The 15314-nt window shown below is 64.5% G+C and carries 14 protein-coding genes; 10 read left to right on the forward strand and 4 right to left on the reverse strand.

Going from position 1 to position 15314, the window contains the following annotated elements:
- The first annotated feature begins 449 nt into the window (after positions 1 to 449).
- The 8 genes from ACODS5_RS23140 (at position 450) to ACODS5_RS23175 (ending at position 7669) form a co-directional block, all read left to right on the forward strand.
- A complete protein-coding gene (locus ACODS5_RS23140; protein ID WP_489109742.1) occupies positions 450 to 1796 on the forward strand; it encodes an OprD family porin in 1347 nt (448 codons plus the stop codon).
- Positions 1797 to 1960: 164 nt separating this feature from the next.
- Positions 1961 to 2599 (forward strand): peroxiredoxin, encoded by a 639-nt coding sequence (locus ACODS5_RS23145; RefSeq protein WP_217851878.1) that lies wholly within the window; start codon positions 1961 to 1963, stop codon positions 2597 to 2599.
- Positions 2600 to 2943: 344 nt separating this feature from the next.
- Positions 2944 to 3537: an NADPH-dependent FMN reductase gene (ssuE, locus tag ACODS5_RS23150; RefSeq protein WP_134692892.1), complete on the forward strand. Its 594-nt coding sequence runs from the start codon at positions 2944 to 2946 to the stop codon at positions 3535 to 3537.
- 92 nt (positions 3538 to 3629) lie between these two features.
- Positions 3630 to 4595, forward strand: a complete 966-nt coding sequence (locus ACODS5_RS23155; protein ID WP_489109743.1) for a sulfonate ABC transporter substrate-binding protein — start codon at positions 3630 to 3632, stop codon at positions 4593 to 4595.
- 59 nt (positions 4596 to 4654) lie between these two features.
- On the forward strand, positions 4655 to 5803 hold the full coding sequence (gene ssuD / locus ACODS5_RS23160) for an FMNH2-dependent alkanesulfonate monooxygenase (protein ID WP_134692894.1): 1149 nt from the start codon (positions 4655 to 4657) through the stop codon (positions 5801 to 5803).
- 10 nt (positions 5804 to 5813) lie between these two features.
- Complete coding sequence (gene ssuC / locus ACODS5_RS23165) at positions 5814 to 6611, forward strand: aliphatic sulfonate ABC transporter permease SsuC (RefSeq protein WP_134692895.1); 798 nt, start codon at positions 5814 to 5816, stop codon at positions 6609 to 6611.
- Positions 6611 to 7423 carry an aliphatic sulfonates ABC transporter ATP-binding protein gene (gene ssuB, locus ACODS5_RS23170; RefSeq protein WP_134692896.1) on the forward strand — a complete coding sequence of 271 codons (813 nt, stop codon included), beginning with the start codon at positions 6611 to 6613 and terminating at the stop codon, positions 7421 to 7423. Before ssuC ends, ssuB begins: the two co-directional genes overlap by 1 nt.
- A 30-nt stretch (positions 7424 to 7453) precedes the next feature.
- Positions 7454 to 7669 (forward strand): TOBE domain-containing protein, encoded by a 216-nt coding sequence (locus tag ACODS5_RS23175; protein ID WP_008095172.1) that lies wholly within the window; start codon positions 7454 to 7456, stop codon positions 7667 to 7669.
- A 123-nt stretch (positions 7670 to 7792) separates the two neighbouring features.
- Here ACODS5_RS23175 and ACODS5_RS23180 read toward each other — a convergent pair whose 3' ends face one another.
- The 4 genes from ACODS5_RS23180 to ACODS5_RS23195 all read right to left on the reverse strand — a co-directional run bounded on the left by ACODS5_RS23180 (position 7793) and on the right by ACODS5_RS23195 (position 12912).
- Positions 7793 to 8425, reverse strand: a complete 633-nt coding sequence (locus ACODS5_RS23180; protein ID WP_134692897.1) for a TetR/AcrR family transcriptional regulator — start codon at positions 8423 to 8425, stop codon at positions 7793 to 7795.
- Entirely contained in the window at positions 8425 to 10017 is a 1593-nt protein-coding gene (gshA, locus tag ACODS5_RS23185; protein WP_489109744.1) for a glutamate--cysteine ligase, read from the reverse strand. The genes ACODS5_RS23180 and gshA overlap by 1 nt, the downstream gene beginning before the upstream one ends.
- A 187-nt stretch (positions 10018 to 10204) precedes the next feature.
- Positions 10205 to 10588, reverse strand: a complete 384-nt coding sequence (locus ACODS5_RS23190) for a PaaI family thioesterase (RefSeq protein WP_134692899.1) — start codon at positions 10586 to 10588, stop codon at positions 10205 to 10207.
- Positions 10588 to 12912 (reverse strand): Tex family protein, encoded by a 2325-nt coding sequence (locus ACODS5_RS23195; protein ID WP_489109745.1) that lies wholly within the window; start codon positions 12910 to 12912, stop codon positions 10588 to 10590. The genes ACODS5_RS23190 and ACODS5_RS23195 overlap by 1 nt, the downstream gene beginning before the upstream one ends.
- A 229-nt stretch (positions 12913 to 13141) precedes the next feature.
- On the opposite strand from ACODS5_RS23195, the gene ompR reads away from it, so the two are divergent.
- The gene (ompR, locus tag ACODS5_RS23200; RefSeq protein ID WP_134692901.1) at positions 13142 to 13882 is read left to right on the forward strand and encodes an osmolarity response regulator transcription factor OmpR; all 741 of its coding nucleotides are present in this window, start codon (positions 13142 to 13144) and stop codon (positions 13880 to 13882) included.
- 93 nt (positions 13883 to 13975) lie between these two features.
- Complete coding sequence (locus ACODS5_RS23205; RefSeq protein ID WP_134692902.1) at positions 13976 to 15289, forward strand: ATP-binding protein; 1314 nt, start codon at positions 13976 to 13978, stop codon at positions 15287 to 15289.
- Positions 15290 to 15314: the final 25 nt, after the last annotated feature.

Consider the following 15314-nt stretch of genomic DNA (forward strand, 5'->3'; position numbering starts at 1 on the left):
GAACAGCGCCAGCGCTGGTTTTGCGGCGAACATCGCGGTGCCTGCTTCGCCAGCAAGGCTGGCTCCTACAGGGCAGGACCACCCGGCTGGCGTAATCGCAGGGGGCTGCTAGCCTTTTTCGGTTCCGCTTGCGGGCCGTCGGTCTGTCCACCGGCAAACGTTTGCAAATAACCTAAAGGTATGATTGACGTCGTCGATACAACTTTTGGCAGTAAAGGTTCCAAAGTTATTCCGTAAAAATCTTACAGATTCATAAAACGGTCATTTTGGATTTATAGGATTGTCATTATCCTGTAGCGCAGGAGGCGGTCTTAGACGAAAGTCGCGAATCGACCTGTTGTGGTTGACTTGGCGGTCACGCTTTGGTGCTAAATCGCCGATCCGGGTGAGTGGGGCAGCAGATCCCACCACTTGAGACGCACAAAAATTAGAACGTAGAGGAGCAAAACATGTACAAGTCCAGCCTGGCCCTGGCCGTGGCACTGGGGGTTATCGCCCAACAAGCAGGCGCTGCAGGGTTCATCGAGGACAGCAAGCTGTCCGTGAGCTCGCGCACCATGTACTTCAACAACGACAACCGTGAAACGCCTGGCAGCAAGCCACGCCCTGACGTGCGTGAGTCGGGTCAAGGCTTCAAGCTTGACTACATCTCCGGCTTCACCCAAGGCACCGTCGGCTTTGGTGTCGATGCCCAGGCCCTGTGGGGCATCCACCTGGATGGCGGCAAGGGCTACCACCAGGACAACAGTACCTTCATGCCGAGTGACAGCGATCACTCCTCCGTGAGCCAGTGGGCTCGCTTCGGCGCGAATGCCAAGGCGCGGTTCTCCAAGACCGAAGCGCATTTCGGTAGCGCCCTGGCGCCCATGTTGCCGATCCTGGTTTCCAACGATGGCCGTCTGCTGCCGCAAACCTTTGAAGGTGGCACCATCACCTCGAAGGAAATCGACAATCTGACCATCAACGCCGGTCAGCTGACCCATGCCATGGGGCGCGCCTCGAGCAACCGCACTGGCCTGTCGGTCTCCGGTGCTCCCGCTGACAGCAACAAGTTCCGTTACGGTGGCCTGGACTACAAGCTCACGCCAGACCTGACCCTGCAGTACTACTACTCGAATCTGGAAGACTTCTACAAGCAGCACTTCCTGGGCGCCACCCATGTCTTCAAGATCGCAGACGATCAGTCCTTCAAGACCGACCTGCGTTACTTCGACAGCAGCAGCGATGGCAAGAATGGTGACAATGACGCCTATGCCTTCGATAACAACAAGGGCTACGCCAAGCACAAGGGCGAAGTCGACAACAAAACCTGGTCTGCAATGTTTACCTACACCTTGGGTGGTCACTCGCTCATGGTTGGTCACCAGCAGATCAGTGATGACGGCGGTTTCGTCTGGCTGAACCAAGGTGGTGTGCGTGACGGCAACGGTCGTCCGGAAGGTAATGGCGGCGCGAGCTTCTACCTGTTCACCGACAGCATGATCAACCAGTTCGCCAAGGCCGGTGAAAACACTACCTTCGGTCAGTACTCCTACGACTTCGCTCGCCTGGGGGTGCCGGGCCTGAAGGCTTCGATCGCCTACCTGCGTGGTGAAGATGGCCGTAACGCCGATGGCAAGGGCACTTTCAGCGAGTGGGAGCGCGATGCACGCGTCGACTACGTCATTCAGGAAGGTACGTTCAAAGGTCTGGGCGCAAGCCTGCGCCACGGTGTTTACCGTGGTACCGGTACCAGCTCGCTGGCTGACCAGGATCAAACTCGCTTCATCGTGAACTACACTTACAACTTCATGTAAGTCGTAGCTGCATAGAAAAAGCCTCGCCTGATGCGAGGCTTTTTTGTGCCTGCGTATTCGTATTCGTTATGGTTATAAATAAATCGATATTTATTCTTTTTGTTTTTACCTGGAAGCAGGCACATTGAACCCACAAGGCCAGACACAGCACAGGAGCCGCTTCCATGAGCCTCAAACTCGGCGACATCGCCCCCGATTTCGAACAGGATTCCAGCGCCGGCAAGATCCGCTTCCACGAATGGCTGGGCAACAGCTGGGGCGTGCTGTTCTCTCATCCGGCCGACTTCACCCCGGTGTGCACCACCGAGCTGGGCCTGACCGCCAAGCTCAAGGACCAATTCGCTCAGCGCGGGGTCAAGGCCATCGCCCTGTCGGTGGACCCGGTGGACTCGCACCACAAGTGGATCGATGACATCAACGAGACCCAGAACACCGTGGTCAACTTCCCGATCATCGCCGACGCCGACCGCAAGGTCTCTGACCTGTACGACCTGATCCACCCGAATGCCAGCGATACCCTCACGGTGCGCTCGCTGTTCGTCATCGACCCGAACAAGAAGGTGCGCCTGACCATCACCTATCCGGCCAGTACCGGGCGCAACTTCAACGAGATCCTGCGGGTGATCGACTCGCTGCAACTGACCGACAACCACAAGGTCGCCACCCCCGCCAACTGGCAGGACGGCGACGAGGTGGTGATCGTGCCGTCGCTCAAGGACGAGGACGAGATCCGGCAGCGCTTCCCCAAAGGTTACCGCGCGGTCAAACCCTACCTGCGCCTGACCCCGCAGCCAAACCGCTGATGAATTCCTCGTTGCATTGCTCTTAGCCATAGCAGGGATCTTCGGGCCGTTTCGACGGCCCTTTTTTATGCCTCCGTGTTCCCTGTAGGAGCGGCCTTGTGTCGCGAAAGGGCCGCAAGGCGGCCCCGGCATTCTCTGTATCACTGGGCAAATCCGGGGGCTGCTGCGCAGCCCTTTCGCGACACAAGGCCGCTCCTACAGAGAAGAGCATCCAATAGTCATTTATGGAATAAACAAATGAAAAAATATGATTTATGGATATATGTGACGAGCTGTTAATGTCATTTCCATCCAGCGGGGCCAACCCCTCGCGGCCCTGAATTGATTCGAAGGAAGCGCTTTCAATGCTGGTTGTATCTGTCGGTGGTAGCCCAAGTCTTCGTTCACGCTCCGGCGTGCTGCTCGAACGCTCGCGCGATTGGTTGCAACAGCGCGGTGTCGAGGTCGTCACCTTCCAGGTGCGGGAGTTCCCCGCCGAGGACCTGCTGCACGCCCGCTTCGACAGCCCGCAGGTGCGCCACTTCAACGAGCTGGTGGCCCAAGCCGACGGCCTGCTGGTCGCCACCCCGGTGTACAAGGCATCGTTCGCCGGCGCGCTGAAGACCTTGCTCGACCTGCTGCCCGAGCGTGCCCTGGAACACAAGGTGGTATTGCCGATCGCCAGCGGCGGCAGCATCGCCCACATGCTGGCGGTGGACTATGCCCTCAAGCCAGTGCTTTCGGCGCTCAAGGCGCAGGAGACACTGCAAGGGATCTTCGCCGACGACAGCCAGATCAGCTATGCCGACGGCGATCGGCCTGCACGCCTGGACGAGGCACTGGAGCAGCGCCTGCTGGGCGCACTGGAGACCTTCCACGGCGCCATGGCGCGCCGGCCCCAACCTGTCGCCCCCGGCCTGCTCAACGAACGCCTGCTCAGTGCCCGCTGGAGTATCTGAGCAACCCTGACGTTTCATCGCTGTTCCCACCTTACTCGCCCGCCAACGAGGCAAGCAGGTGCTACCCGAACCCACTCGCACAGGAGAGCGCCATGCGCACAGTCTTCTTGCGTCGCGGTCTGGTCGCCCTGTTCGCGGCGGCTGTATCGTTCGGCGCCATCACCCAGGCCCAGGCCCAGAGCCTGCGCATCGGTTACCAGAAATACGGCACCCTGGTGCTGCTCAAGGCCAAGGGCTCGCTGGAGAAGCGCCTGGCCGAACAGGGCATCCAGGTGCAATGGACCGAGTTTCCCGGTGGCCCGCAACTGCTCGAAGGGTTGAACGTCGGCTCGATCGACTTCGGCGTCACCGGCGAGACCCCGCCGGTGTTCGCCCAGGCCGCTGGCGCCGACCTGCTCTATGTCGCCTATGAGCCGCCCGCCCCGCACAGCGAGGCGATCCTGGTGCCCAAGGGCTCGCCGATCCAGTCGGTCAAGGCGCTCAAGGGCAAGAAGGTCGCCCTCAACAAAGGCTCCAACGTGCATTACCTGCTGGTCCGCGCCCTGGAAGACGCCGGCCTCAAGTACAGCGACATCCAGCCGGTGTACCTGCCGCCGGCCGACGCCCGCGCCGCTTTCGAGCGCGGCAGCGTGGATGCCTGGGTGATCTGGGACCCCTACCAGGCCGCGGCCGAGCAACAGCTGCAGGCCCGCACCCTGCGCGACGGCAAGGACCTGGTCGACAACCACCAGTTCTACCTGGCCACCCGTAGCTACGCGACCCAGCACCCGGCGGTGATCAACACCCTGGTCGAGGAAGTGCGCGCCGTCGGCCAATGGTCGCAGGCCAACCCGCAGCAGGTCACCGAGCAGGTCGCGCCGCTGCTTGGCCTGCCGGCCGACATCACCCTCACCTCGGTCAAGCGCCAGGGCTACGGCGCCGCGCCGCTGACCCCGGAGGTGGTCGCCGCGCAGCAGAAGATCGCCGACACCTTCCAGGCTCTGAAGCTGATACCCAAGCCCTTGAGCATCAAGGACGTGATCTGGACACCCCCGGCCAAGGTCGCCAGCGCGCCTTGAACGCATCGCCCGTGCCGGGGCCTCGCTCCGGCCCTGCCACCCTTGAGGAGACAACTCCAATGAGCCTGAACATCTTCTGGTTCCTTCCCACCCACGGTGACGGCAAGTACCTGGGCACCACCGAAGGCGCTCGCGCCGTCGACCACGGCTACCTGGCGCAGATCGCCCAGGCCGCCGACCGCTTGGGCTTTGGCGGCGTATTGATCCCCACCGGGCGCTCCTGCGAGGACTCCTGGCTGGTCGCCGCCTCGCTGATCCCCGTGACTGAACGCCTGAAGTTCCTGGTGGCGCTGCGCCCAGGGATCATCTCGCCGACCGTCGCCGCGCGCCAGGCGGCCACCCTGGACCGCCTGTCCAATGGCCGCGCGCTGTTCAACCTGGTCACCGGTGGCGATCCGGACGAACTGGCCGGTGATGGCCTGCACCTGAACCACCAGGAGCGCTACGAAGCCTCGGTGGAGTTCACCCGCATCTGGCGCAAGGTGCTCGAAGGCGAAGTGGTCGACTACGACGGCAAGCACATCCAGGTGAAGGGCGCCAAGTTGCTCTACCCGCCGATCCAGCAGCCGCGTCCGCCGCTGTACTTCGGCGGTTCGTCCGACGCCGCCCAGGACCTCGCCGCCGAGCAGGTCGAGCTGTACCTGACCTGGGGCGAGCCACCGGCCGCCGTGGCCGAGAAAATCGCCCAGGTGCGCGAGAAGGCCGCTGCCCAGGGCCGTGAAGTGCGCTTCGGCATTCGCCTGCATGTGATCGTGCGGGAAACCAACGAACAAGCCTGGGCCGCGGCCGACAAACTGATTTCGCACCTGGACGACGACACCATCGCCCGGGCCCAGGCCTCGCTGGCGCGCTTCGACTCGGTCGGCCAGCAGCGCATGGCCGCGCTGCATGGCGGCAAGCGCGACAAGCTGGAGGTCGCGCCGAACCTGTGGGCTGGGGTTGGCCTGGTGCGTGGCGGGGCCGGCACAGCGCTGGTCGGCGATGGCCCGACCGTCGCCGAGCGGGTCAAGGAGTACGCGGCGCTGGGCATCGACACCTTCATTTTCTCCGGCTACCCGCATCTCGAAGAGTCCTACCGCGTCGCCGAGCTGTTGTTCCCGCACCTGGACGTGCAGCGCCCGGAACCGGTGCACAGCGGCGGCTATGTGAGCCCATTCGGGGAAATGGTGGCCAACGACATCCTGCCCAAGTCCGTGGCGCAGAGCTGAGGGCCCGGCCATGAGTCATGCACCCTCAAGCACCTGGCGCCAGCGCCTGGCCCCCTGGGCCCTGCCGGTGCTGCTGCTGGCCGTATGGCAGCTGGCGGTCAGCGCCGGTTGGCTGTCGACGCGCATTCTGCCGGCGCCGAGCGCGGTGGTCGCGGCCGGCGTCGAGCTGGTGCGCAGCGGCGAAATCTGGACCCACCTGGCCATCAGTGGCTGGCGCGCCGGCCTGGGCTTTGTCATCGGCGGCGCCATCGGCCTGGTGCTGGGCTTCATCACCGGGTTGTCGAACTGGGGCGAGCGCCTGCTCGACAGCTCGGTGCAGATGATCCGCAACGTGCCGCACCTGGCGCTGATCCCGCTGGTGATCCTGTGGTTCGGTATCGACGAGTCGGCGAAGATCTTCCTGGTGGCGCTGGGCACGCTGTTCCCCATCTACCTCAACACCTACCACGGTATTCGCAATGTCGATCCGGCCCTGGTGGAGATGGCGCGCAGCTATGGGCTGTCGGGCTTCGCGCTGTTCCGCCAGGTGATCCTGCCTGGTGCGTTGCCGTCGATCCTGGTAGGTGTGCGTTTCGCCCTGGGCTTCATGTGGCTGACTTTGATCGTCGCCGAGACCATTTCGGCCAACGCCGGCATCGGCTACCTGGCGATGAACGCCCGGGAGTTCCTGCAGACCGACGTGGTGGTGCTGGCGATCGTGCTGTACGCGCTGCTCGGCAAGCTCGCCGACCTTGCGGCCCGTGGCCTGGAGCGTGTGTGGTTGCGTTGGCACCCGGCGTATCAGGTCGCCAGGAAGGAGGGCGCATGATGAGTGTGCTCACGCAACGCCCGCCGCGCCTGCTGCCCGGCATCCCGCTCGCCGCCAACGGCCTGCGCCGCACCTTCGGCCAGCGCGAAGTGCTGCGCGGTATCGACCTGCACATACCGGCTGGCCAATTCGTCGCCATCGTCGGTCGCAGCGGGTGCGGCAAGAGCACCTTGCTGCGCCTGCTGGCCGGCCTCGACCAGCCCAGTGCCGGCGAGTTGCTGGCGGGGGCCGCGCCGTTGGCTGAGGCCCGCGACGATACCCGACTGATGTTCCAGGACGCGCGCCTGCTGCCGTGGAAGAAAGTCATCGACAACGTTGGCTTGGGCCTGGCTGGCAACTGGCGCCGTCGCGCCCTCGAAGCCCTGGAGGCGGTCGGCCTGGCCGAGCGTGCCGACGAGTGGCCGGCGGCGCTGTCCGGCGGCCAGAAGCAGCGCGTGGCGCTGGCCCGCGCACTGATCCATCAGCCGCGCTTGCTGCTGCTGGATGAGCCGCTGGGCGCGCTGGATGCGCTGACCCGCATCGAGATGCAGCAACTGATCGAGCGCCTGTGGCGCCAGCACGGCTTCACCGTGCTGCTGGTCACCCACGACGTCAGTGAGGCTGTCGCCGTGGCCGACCGGGTGATCCTGATCGAGGACGGCGCTGTCGGCCTGGACTTGACCATCGACCTGCCACGCCCGCGCGCGCGGGGTTCGCAGCGCCTGGCGGCGCTGGAAAGCGAAGTGCTCAACCGTGTTCTGTCCGTGCCGGGCACCCCGCCCGAGCCGGAACCTGTAGCCCCTTTGCCCACGCAGTTGCGTTGGGCCCACTGAACCTACGAAGACCGCAAAAGGAATGACGCCATGACTATCAAAGCCATCAACGTTCGCAACCAGTTCAAAGGCACCGTGAAGGAGATTCTTGAAGGCCCGGTACTGTCGGAAATCGACGTGCAGACCGCCTCCGGTATCGTCACTTCGGTCATCACCACCCGTTCCGTGAAGGAGCTGGAGCTGCAGGTGGGGAGTGAAGTGATCGCCTTCGTGAAATCGACCGAGGTGTCCATCGCCAAGTTGTGATGGCCTGGAGAGGGGGCGCTGTGCGCCCCAATCGCGACACAAGGCCGCTCCTACAGGGGTTATGCGATCTCCTGTAGGAACGGCCTTGTGTCGCGATTGGGCCGCAAAGCGGCCCCAAGGATCTCACGCCAAACGCTTGGCCAGATAAGGCGGCAGGTACAACCCCAGATATGCCTCGAACACCCGCATTCCCTCTTCCGCCATGCGCGGCGTGATCGCTTCATGCAACTGCATCGAGCGGGCGTACACCCGGTCGCTCAACTCCATGGCCAAGGCGAACACATCGACATCTCGCGGCATTGCCGGCAGCTGGAAATGCTGGTCGAACAGTTTGTGCATCAGCTCACCCAGCTCCAGGTCATGCTGACGGTCAGCCTGGACCACTTCGCTCAGCCCATGCTGGGCGAGGATCAGCTGGCGCGCCGCGGCATCCTCGTTGTAGATGTCGAGCATGCGCCGCTCCACCAGCCGCGACAGGCCGTGCCAGGTATTGAAGGCGGTGCTGTCGATCGGCGCGCTCAGCGCTTCGCGAAAGGCCCGGTGCACATCGGCGGTCAGCGCCTCGAGCAAGGCTGGCACGCTGGCGAAAAAGTGATACACCGACGACGGTGGAATCTGCGCCCGTTCGGCCACGCTGTAGATCGACAACCCCGCCACCCCTTGCCCAGCCAGCAGTTCGCGGGCCGCGGCGAGGATTGCCTCGATGCGGGCCTGGCTGCTGGCGCGGGGCTTGCGCGGGGCGACGACGCGGTTCATCAGTTGCTGATCGCCAGGATGCTGGCCTGGTAGGCGCCGACGAACAGGTCGAAGTCGCCGACTTCTTCTTGTTCCAGCTCGGACTGCTTGGCGATCGATTCGCGCGCAAGGGTTTCGAAGGCCTGTTGCTGTGCGCTGCTCAATGGCTGCTCGCGGAAGCTCTCGGCGTGCAGACGGCTCTGGCGCAGGGAGAACTGGACGAAAGTCTCGTCATGTTCGGTCATGCGCGCCAGCACCTGGGCCGATGGCGTCAGCTCGGGATCGTCGACCTTGGCCTGCTGTGCTTCCAGGGCCTTGGCGTGGTCATTGCCACCCTGGGCACGGTCGAGCAGCCCGGCCAGCTGGCCGATCTGCTTGATCAGTTCGCTTGCCCACTCCTTCAATGCGACCGGTTGGCCGTCACGGCGCAGCTCCAGGCCCGGGCGCCGACCTTCCTTGACCACGGTGAGGAAGTTGTCGGTGCATTGGCCGCACTCGCCGTTGTCCAGTTGCGGGCTTTCTTCGAGGGCGCAGAACAGCAGAAAGGCGTCGAGGAAACGGGCTTCGCTCAGGTCGATGCCCACTGGCAGGAACGGGTTGATGTCCAGGCAGCGCACTTCCACGTACTGCACGCCGCGCGAGGTCAGGGCCTGGATCGGCCGCTCGCCGGTGTAGGTGACGCGTTTGGGGCGGATGTTCGAGTAGTACTCGTTCTCGATCTGCAGGATGTTGGTGTTCAACTGCACCCACTCGCCATCGACGTGCGTGCCAACCTCGACATAGGGCGGGTAGGGCGTACCCACGGCCTTGCGCAGGCTATCGGTGTAGCTGGCCAGGTTGTTGTAGCAGGGCGTCAGGCCCGCCTGGGCGTTGCTCTGGTAGCCCAAGTCGCTCATGCGCAGGCTGGTGGCGTAGGGCAGGTACAGCGTTTCGCCGTCGAGTTCTTCGAGCTGGTGCGGGCGGCCGCGCAGGAAGCCCTTATCCAGGGCCGGGGACGCGCCGAACAGGTACATCAGCAGCCAGCTGTAGCGGCGGAAGTTGCGGATCAGCGCAATATAGGCCGAGGACTGGTAGTCGCGGTCGTCCTGCTCGCCGCCTTCGGCATCGCGCAGCAGCGGCCACAGCGCCTCGGGCAGCGAGAAGTTGTAATGGATGCCGGCGATGCACTGCATGGTGCGGCCGTAACGCAGGGCCAGGCCCTTGCGGTACACGTGCTTGAGCTTGCCGATGTTCGAGTTGCCGTACTCGGCGATCGGGATGTCTTCTTCGGCCGGCAGTGCGCAGGGCATCGACGGGCTCCACAGCAGTTCGTCGCCCAGTTTGCTGTAGACGAAGCGGTGGGTCTGTTCGAGGCTTTCGAGCACCTTGGCAGGGTCCGCCAGGGCTGGGGTGATGAACTCCAGCAGCGACTCGGAATAGTCGGTGGTGATCTGCTCGTTGGTCAGCGCCGAACCCAGGGCCTCGGGGTGCGGGGTCTGGGCCAGGCGACCTTCTTTGGTCACGCGCAGGCATTCGCGCTCAATGCCGTGCAGGCACTGCTTGAGCAGGTCGATATTGTCGCCGAGCAGGCTCAGGCGGCGGTTGAGGAGGTCGCTCAAGATGGATTCCTTCACGCGTCAGTCGGCCCAATATGGGGGTAGAGATGACGGTCTACAAGGGTAGTTGGGAAAGGAACTGGCGTTGTCGCCTGGTTTACGCGGTTCCGACGCTGGCCTGTAGGCGTCTGATCGCGGGGCGGGCTCGCCCCGCGATCAGGTGTACAGCAATACGTCGAAAATACCGCAGATGGAGGCCTGTCAGCTAGATAACCGCGAAGGTTCCCTGGGCCTTGGCCACCAGCTTGTCGTCCTGAAGCACGTCGGCGTCGAGCACCAGCGTGCGCCGGCCGGCATGCAGCACCCGCGCAGTGCAGCGCACCTCGCCCTCGCCGACCGCGCGCAGGTAGTTGATCTTGCACTCGATGGTCACGCTCTGCTGGTCGAAGCCATGGCTGGCCGAGCAGGCTAGGCCCATGGTGATGTCGACCAGGCTGAAGATCGCCCCGCCGTGCAGCTTCTGGCCACGGTTGCGCAGGTGCGGCGCGAGCGCCAGGGCGACCTCGGCAACGCCGCTGTCCAGGCGTTGCAGGCGGCAACCGAGCAGTTGGCTGAAGGCGCTTTCGACGTACTCCTCGGGAACGTCCATCACTTCTTCTTCAACTGCTTGGCGTTGGCGAACAGCGCCGCCATGGCGTTGTTGGCCGGCGCGGCGCTGGTGGTCTCGCGCTGGCGCGGCGCCTGCTGCTGGCGGTTGCCGCCATTGCCACGGTTGCCACCGCGGTTGCCCTCGACCTTTTCGCCCGGGGTGTCGCTCATGCGCATGGACAGGCCGACGCGCTTGCGCGGGATGTCCACTTCCATGACCTTGACCTTGACCACGTCGCCGGCCTTGACCGCTTCGCGCGGGTCCTTGACGAACTTCTCCGACAGCGCCGAGATGTGCACCAGGCCGTCCTGGTGCACGCCGATGTCGACGAAGGCACCGAAGTTGGTGACGTTGGTCACCACGCCTTCGAGGATCATGCCCGGCTCCAGGTCCTTGAGGTCCTCGACGCCGTCCTGGAAGGTCGCGGTCTTGAACTCGGGGCGTGGGTCGCGGCCGGGCTTGTCCAGCTCTTGCAGGATGTCAGTGACGGTCGGCAGGCCGAAGGACTCGTCGGTGAATTTCTTCGGGTCCAGGCGCTTGAGGAAGCCGCTGTCGCCGATCAGCGAGCGGATGTCACGGTCGGTGTCGGCGGCGATGCGCTGCACCAGTGGGTAGGCTTCCGGGTGCACCGCCGAGGCGTCCAGCGGGTTGTCGCCGTTCATCACACGCAGGAAGCCGGCGGCCTGCTCGAAGGTTTTCTCGCCCAGGCGGCTGACTTTTTTCAGCGCGGCGCGGGTGGCGAACGGGCCGTTGGCGTCGCGGTGGGCGACGATGTTCTGCGCCAGGGTCGCGTTGAGACCCGAGATGCGGGTCAGCAGCGCCACCGAGGCGGTGTTGACGTCCACGCCCACGGCGTTCACGCAGTCCTCGACCACGGCGTCCAGGCCCCGGGCCAGCTTCACTTGCGACACATCGTGCTGGTACTGGCCGACGCCGATGGATTTCGGGTCGATCTTCACCAGCTCGGCCAGCGGGTCTTGCAGGCGACGGGCGATCGACACTGCGCCACGGATCGACACGTCCAGGTCGGGAAACTCGCGGGCGGCCAGTTCAGAGGCCGAGTACACCGAAGCGCCAGCCTCGGAGACCATGATCTTGGTGATCTTCAATGCCGGGTACTTCTTGACCAGCTCGGCCACCAGCTTGTCGCTCTCGCGGCTGGCGGTGCCGTTGCCGATGGCGATCAGCTCCACCGAGTGCTTGGCGCACAGCGCGGCCATGATGGCAATGGTGCGGTCCCAGTCGTTCTTCGGCGCGTGCGGGTAGACCGTGGTGTGGTCGAGCAGCTTGCCGGTGGCATCGACCACGGCGATCTTGCAGCCGGTGCGCAGGCCCGGGTCGAAGCCCAGGGTGGCGCGTGGGCCGGCCGGGGCGGCCAGCAGCAGGTCGTGCAGGTTGTGGGCGAAGACGTTGATCGCCTCGCCTTCGGCGTTGTCGCGCAGCTCACCGAACAGGTCGGTTTCCAGGTGAGTGTAGAGCTTGACCTTCCAGGTCCAGCGCACCACTTCGCCCAGCCACTTGTCGGCCGGGCGGCTGCGGTTTTCGATGCCGACATGGTTGCCGATCATCACCTCGCACGGGTGCAGGGTGCCCGGCAGTTCTTCGCCGACCTTCAAGGATGCGCTCAGCACGCCTTCGTTGCGCCCACGGAAGATTGCCAGGGCACGGTGCGAGGGCGCGCTGCGCAGCAGTTCGTCGTGGGCGAAGTAATCGCGGAACTTGGCGCCTTCGTCTTCCTTGCCGGCGACTACGCGGGCAGTGAGTACCGCTTCCTGCTTGAGGAAGTTGCGCAGCTTGTCCAGCAGGCCGGCGTCTTCGGCGAAGCGCTCCATGAGGATGTACTTGGCGCCTTCCAGGGCGGCCTTGACGTCAGCCACGCCCTTTTCGGCGTCGACGAAGCGCGCGGCTTCGCTTTCCGGGTTCAGTTGCGGGTCGTTGAACAGGCCGTCGGCCAGCTCGCCGAGGCCGGCCTCCAGGGCGATCTGGCCCTTGGTACGGCGCTTCTGCTTGTACGGCAGGTAGAGGTCTTCGAGGCGGGTCTTGGTGTCGGCCAGCTTGATCTCGCGGGCCAGCTCCGGGGTCAGCTTGCCCTGCTCCTCGATGCTGGCCAGGATGCTGGCACGGCGCTCGTCGAGTTCACGCAGGTAGCGCAGGCGCTCTTCCAGGTGGCGCAGTTGGGTGTCGTCCAGGCTGCCGGTCACTTCCTTGCGGTAACGGGCGATGAAGGGCACGGTCGATCCTTCGTCCAACAGGCCCACGGCCGCTTCGACCTGTTGTGGGCGCACGCCCAGTTCCTCGGCGATACGGCTGTTGATGCTGTCCATGAAAACCACCTGAAAAATAGTGAATGCAAGGCCGCAGGCGGGCGTTCGGCCCCGGCGGCGCTGGGTGAAAGGCGCGCATTATACCCATCGTGCCGGGCTTGCGGTGATGGCCTGGCGCCAGCCGTCGATGGCGCGGCAGTGGCGCCCCGGGAAAAATCTGCTAACAATGCACACGGCACGCGCGGCAATGGCTACGCCATAATGCGCAGCGATATCAGAGGAGTAATTCATGACCAGCACCGCAAACGCCGCAGATGGCGACAAGATTCTCATCGTCGACGACGACCCGGGCCTGAGCAGCCTGCTGGACCGTTTCTTCACCAGCAAGGGCTTCCGTGTCCGTACCGTGCCCAATGTCGAACAGATGGATCGCCTGCTGGCCCGTGAGGTGTTCAACCTGGTCGTGCTCGACCTGATGCTGCCGGGCGAGGACGGCCTGTCCGCGTGCAAGCGCCTGCGCGCCTCGAACAACCAGATCCCGATCATCATGCTCACCGCCAAGGGCGATGAGCTCAGCCGCATCAAGGGCCTGGAGCTGGGTGCCGACGACTACCTGGCCAAGCCGTTCAACCCCGACGAGCTGGTGGCCCGGGTCAAGGCCGTGCTGCGCCGCCAGGCCCCGGCCGTGCCGGGTGCGCCGGGCAGCGAGGACGAGACCGTCACCTTCGGCGACTACGAACTGTCGCTGGCCACCCGCGAACTCAAGCGCGGCAGTGAAGTGCACATGCTGACCACCGGCGAGTTCGCCGTGCTCAAGGCGTTGGTCATGCATGCCCGCGAACCGCTGACCCGCGACAAGCTGATGAACCTGGCCCGTGGCCGCGAGTGGGACGCCCTGGAGCGCTCCATCGACGTGCAGATCTCGCGCCTGCGCCGGATGATCGAGCCCGACCCGTCCAAACCCCGCTATATCCAGACCGTCTGGGGTGTGGGCTACGTCTTCGTGCCGGACGGAAACGCCGGCAAATGAGTCTGTCGGTGCGTCCGGGTGCAGCAGGGCGGCTCATGCGAGTCGCCCTGTTTTCGTCTGTGGCGGCCGGCCTTTCAGCACAGTAGTTGATCGATGAAAACGCCTCTCTGGTTCCCGCAAAGTTTCTTCGCCCGCACCCTCTGGCTGGTGCTGATCGTCGTGCTGTTCTCCAAGGCACTGACGCTGGTGTACCTGCTGATGAACGAGGACGTGCTGGTCGACCGCCAGTACAGCCACGGTGTGGCCCTGACGTTGCGGGCGTACTGGGCGGCGGATGAAGAAAACCGCGAGCAGATCGCCGAGGCCGCCGGGTTGATCCGGGTGACCGGGGCAGGCGTGCCCGAGGGCGAACAGCACTGGCCGTACAGCGAGATCTACCAGCGCCAGATGCAGGCCGAGCTGGGCGACGACACCGAGGTGCGGCTGCGCATCCATGCGCCGCCGGCGCTGTGGGTGAACGCGCCGAGCCTGGGCCCCGGCTGGCTCAAGGTGCCGCTGTACCCACACCCGCTGCGCGGGCAGAAGATCTGGAACGTGCTGGGCTGGTTCCTGGCCATCGGCTTGCTGTCCACCGCCTCGGCGTGGATTTTCGTGCGCCAGCTCAACCAGCCGCTCAAGCGCCTGGTGTTCGCTGCTCGCCAGCTCGGCCAGGGGCGCAGCGTGCGCCTGCCGATCAGCGATACGCCCAGCGAGATGACCGAGGTGTACCGGGCATTCAACCAGATGGCCGAGGATGTCGAGCAGGCTGGGCGAGAGCGCGAGCTGATGCTGGCCGGGGTGTCCCACGACCTGCGCACACCGCTCACCCGCCTGCGCCTGTCACTGTCGCTGATGGGCAACGACAGCGACCTCAGCGAAGACATGGTGCGTGATATCGAGGACATGGACGCGATCCTCGACCAGTTCCTGGCGTTCATTCGTGACGGGCGCGACGAGCCGGTGGAGGAGGTCGACCTCAACGATCTGATCTACGAAGTAGTGGCCCCTTACAACCAGCATGAGGAGCAGGTGCGCCTGTGCCTCGAGCCAATTCCGCCCTTCCCGCTGCGGCGTGTCTCGCTCAAGCGCATGCTCGGCAACCTGATCGGTAACGCCCTGCATCACGCCGGCAAGGGGGTTGAAGTGGCGGCCTATGTATCGGGTGACCAGAGTGCGCCTTATGTGGTGCTCAGCGTGCTGGATCGCGGGGCGGGGATCGACGAGTCGGAGCTGGAGACCATCTTCAACCCGTTCATCCGTGGTGACCGGGCGCGGGGCGGCAAGGGCACCGGGCTGGGGTTGGCGATCGTCAAGCGCATCGCCGCGCAGCATGGCGGCAATGTCGAATTGCGCAACCGCTCCGGTGGCGGGATCGAGGCGCGGGTGCGCTTGCCGTTGGGTTTGTTGCTACCGCGTAACGCTGTGTGAAATCAATCGCGGGGCAAGTCGCACC

The organism is Pseudomonas sp. FG47 (assembly GCF_057809115.1).